The organism is Oscillatoria sp. HE19RPO, from assembly GCF_024220515.1.
GTDB lineage: Bacteria > Cyanobacteriota > Cyanobacteriia > Cyanobacteriales > Laspinemataceae > Laspinema.
Genome location: NZ_JAMXOT010000371.1, coordinates 1 through 4,020, shown reverse-complemented (window position 1 = coordinate 4,020; position 4,020 = coordinate 1). Strand labels below are relative to the sequence as shown.

The window sequence follows — 4,020 nt, the reverse complement described above, 5'->3', positions numbered from 1 at the left end:
CTTGCGCCCTCTTTTGGGCGCAAGCATTGCGCCCCTACATGGAGAAGCTACTCCATTGATCCGTCACTACGAACGAACGGTTTGGAGATTTTATTTTTTGGAGTTCCCTTACTCTGGGGTACTGGGAGTCTCTGCCTCCGGAGTGGGTTGTGCTTCAGGCGCGGGAGATGGGGTCGTCGGTGGTGCGCTGGGAAGGGTGACACCGGGGAGAGGTTGGGGACTACCCGCTTTTTTCATCGCGACAAACACTTGATAACGAGTGGTGCGTTGGTTTTCAATTGCCGCAGTCACCCCGACTGCGCGCATGGCATTAATGGCGATTTGTTGTTGGGGAGGCAGTTGCAACCAGGCGGTAGTATTGGTATTGAGGGCACGTTCCATGTCTATGAAAAAATGGCCGTTGTTAGGAGTCAACTCTAGCGGGACCACGCTTTGGAATTGCTGACTCATCCCCAGGGGAGTTTGCGGTTTGGGGGCGATTCTCTCCGCAACCGGGGCCAAAACGCTGATAAAGGCGACATTCCCATCTAACCACCCGTGGTTGACGCTCACGGAACCATTTTGCGCCGTCCATTTGACAATAGGCTGTTCGCCAATCTGGCCCGATTCAACTTTAAAGTTATATTGTTCACTCATGACCCGATCCAGCTTAGAGAGAGTCGCCTCCCCCGCACGGCGATCGCTGGCTTGGACCATTAATACCACCCCGACGGGAAAAAACGAGGAGTTGTTTTCTGCCGGTGGCAACATCGCCAGGGAAAATTCTCCCTGCATCCAGGGGAGTAAGTCTTTTTCTAAATCGAGGGTGGTGGTGTTGCCGATCGCCGTTTTCAACCAGTCGGGATTAATCGGTGCCAGGGGATTGGTTGCCACCCCTTGGCTATAATCTTGCCAAGCTCGCTGTAAATTGCCTCCGGACATCATCATTAAGGTGTCCGCAGGGAGGCGCGTTGTCATGGTTTTGGCATTATTTTCGACAGCATATTTCCGTTCGCTATCCGGTTTGAGCCATGCTACGGTATCAAAGGCAATGCCTTCGGGTTGGAGGGTGATACTGGTGGCGAATCCTTGGTTTTGTTGCTGCTGGGCAATTTCTTCAGGCACAGCGCGATCGGAGTTTAAGGAGGCAACTGCCGCAGCGACGGGGACGTTCACATAAAAACGGCCAAAGGGTCGGGGGGTTTCGATTTTTTGCCATGCAGCGATCGCACCCGGTGCATCGACGATGGAGGGTCCGCCGAGGAAGGTGTCGATGGCGCGGTTGATGGTTTCACTATCCTTGGCGATCGCGAGATAGCTGCCATCGATGACGGTGACTGAAAAGCGATTCTCATCCGGCACCCCTTGGGTTTCTTTAATTTCTATATTTTTGTAAGTCCGAGGGACCCATCTGCCGCCTTGTGGAGGTTGGGCGGATTCTAGAATTTCCTTGGCGCGACTGGGATTGGCGATCGGTAACACCATCAGCAGAGACTGGCGACCGGAAAATGCTGCCGGAGGTGGCACTATTTCGTTATCTTCCCCAGCGGCATTCACTGGGAAGGGGGGTAAAAACCCCAGGGTAACTTCGGACCCTACCCAAGGTTGAATGTCTTGTTCATACTGGAAACCATTGGCGGTGAGGTAGCGATCGCGCAATTGCATTAGGTAATTATCCAGCAACTGTTGGCTTTCGGGGGTGCCAAATTCGCGCATTCTTTGCCACTGTCCCGCATTGGTAGTCAGGGAAACAGTCATCAAAGCATCTTCAGGAATCAGTTCGGCACCCACTGGAATCTCCGGTAAAGGCCGTTTTTGGGCGATCGACCAGAATGCCGTAATCGCGCCACCGATTAACAGGACCGCAGCAACGGCGGCGATCCCGATGGAAACTTTCTGTTTCTCCAGGTTGAGTTTTGGGGTTTCTTTGGTGTCTTGGGTCTCAGAGTTAGTCTCAGACATGATGTTACCGAGCGTCAGGAGTGCAATTGACAATTTAACGCAAACTGTTACTTTCTTTCGGGTATCTTCACCCAATTCTCAAAAATGTGGGTTCCGTCCAGAGACACACCCCTGCTGGTGGGGGATACCGCAATCAGCAAGGGGAATAATCAACGGGAGGGAACCTCTGTTTTTTGAAGTAAAAATTTCAGAAACTATTTTACATCCTTGGGGTGAATCTTTTGTCCGGGGGTACAGTATTCAATAAACCCAACAAAAACCCGGTTTCACCGCCCATAGAAAGCCGCAAATTGTTAGAGGGTTTTTCAAAAAAACCTGGTTTTAACCCTTACTATGCTGACGCCCTAGACGGGATTAGAGTCCAACTCAGTTCCGGTTGGTTTCATCGGATTTAGCCTAAACGGGGTGATTTTCTTTGGACTCGGTTCGTGACATTTTTTTAAGAGCAATTGTAGGGTGGGCAATGCCCACATTTAGTTACGGTGGGCAATGCCCACCCTACCCCTACTCCTACTTTTAAATCGGGCAATTAGATTTTTTTTTAGAGCAAATTGGGTCAGTTATGGGGTGATAGAGGGTATCTCGTTGTTGGTAAGGGCGGTTAATTCCAGTAATCGCCGATCGCAGGGTTTCGGGTTCCATACAGCTTCCCCCTTTCGCCCCGGCCATTGTCGTAATATGTTCTTCCATTAACGTGCCGCCAATATCATTGCATCCCCAGTTGAGGGCTGTTGTTGCACCCTCTAATCCCAGTTTGACCCAACTCGGTTGATGATTAGAAATCCAGTTACCTAGGAAGATCCGGGAAACCGCAGTTAGGAGCAAAGTATTCGCGAGAATGGGTTGATTTCGACCGACACGACGGCGTAAGGGGGCGGGGGCTTGTTCTCCAACAAAGGGGAGTAAAATAAATTCGGTAATTTGGGCGGGATAGTTGCGATCGCCGGCAGTTTGTTGGAGCGATCGCAATTTTTCCAAATGGTCGATTTGTTGTTGCGGCGTTTCAATATGTCCGCACAACATCGTGCTAGTTGTAGGTAATCCTAAGCGATGGGCTGTACTGACAATTTCTAGCCAGGTTTCGCTATTAATTTTTTCCGGGCAAATAATATTGCGGATGCGATCGTCCAAGACTTCCGCAGCAGTTCCCGGCATGGAACCGACTCCCGCCTCCTGCAACGCGGCGATCGTTTCCTCATAGGTAATCTGGTCTTCCCGGGCAATAAACTGCACTTCTTGGGGAGAAAAAGCGTGCAAGTGTAAATCAGGAAATTCATCTTTAATTGTTTTGACCAGCTTCAAATAATAAGGCAAAGATTTTCCATCAATTTTAGCCTCCAAATGCAAGCCTCCCTGCATACAAATTTCGGTTGCTCCCCGTTGCACCGCATCCGTAGTTTTTTCGAGAATTTTTCCCCAATCAAGCCAAAATGCTCCGTCTTCATCCGCATCGCGACGAAAGGCACAGAAACTACAATGTTGCTCGCAGATGTTCGTAAAGTTAATATTGCGGTTAATTACATAAGTGACCAAATTTCCCGCTTGTTTCTGCCGGAGTTCGTCCGCAACCTGGGCAATGGCAGTCACCTGTTCTGGGTTGGTTTGCTGGAGTAAGATAGCCGCTTCTGCTGGAGAAATATCGGTTCCCGCTAAAGCACGGGATAAAATAGAATCAACGGTTTTTAAAGTCATGACATTAAGGTTAATCAACAAACATGAAAATTAAACATTTTTAAAAATACTATTCCATAAGAAGGGGAGGTTTAACTCAACTAATTCATTGTCTTAGTAGTCACTAGGGTGGGGTTGATTTCCATCAAGAAAATTGCAAAATATAAATCACTCAAACATTCGTAGTAACCCCTTCAGGGGTTTCTTTAAAGATGACTCCTAAAGGAGTCACTACAAACGTTTGGGATATTTTATTTTTTGGATTTCCCTAAGGGGATTCCAACAAATAAATCATCCTTGCTTTGATGCGATCGCACCTAACAAGGCTCTTTTAGCCCGCGCAGGCACCGCTTTGTCCGTGTAGCCCCAGGCTTGAGCCTGCGGGTTTTTTGAAGGTTTTATTTTTTG

Annotated in this window: 2 protein-coding genes; both read right to left on the bottom strand. The window is 48.9% G+C overall.

Going from position 1 to position 4,020, the window contains the following annotated elements; all coding sequences use genetic code 11:
- Positions 1-108 precede the first annotated feature (108 nt).
- Positions 109-1,941: a DUF3352 domain-containing protein gene (locus NG833_RS26810; protein WP_254568333.1), complete on the bottom strand. Its 1,833-nt coding sequence runs from the start codon at positions 1,939-1,941 to the stop codon at positions 109-111.
- 516 nt (positions 1,942-2,457) lie between these two features.
- On the bottom strand, positions 2,458-3,633 hold the full coding sequence (gene cofH / locus NG833_RS26805; protein WP_254568332.1) for a 7,8-didemethyl-8-hydroxy-5-deazariboflavin synthase subunit CofH: 1,176 nt from the start codon (positions 3,631-3,633) through the stop codon (positions 2,458-2,460).
- Positions 3,634-4,020: the final 387 nt, after the last annotated feature.

Bases quoted from the DNA above. Each gene is read 5' to 3' on its own strand.
- NG833_RS26810 (WP_254568333.1), bottom strand. From the start codon at position 1,941: ATGTCTGAGACTAACTCTGAGACCCAAGACACCAAAGAAACCCCAAAA.
- cofH (WP_254568332.1), bottom strand. From the start codon at position 3,633: ATGACTTTAAAAACCGTTGATTCTATTTTATCCCGTGCTTTAGCGGGA.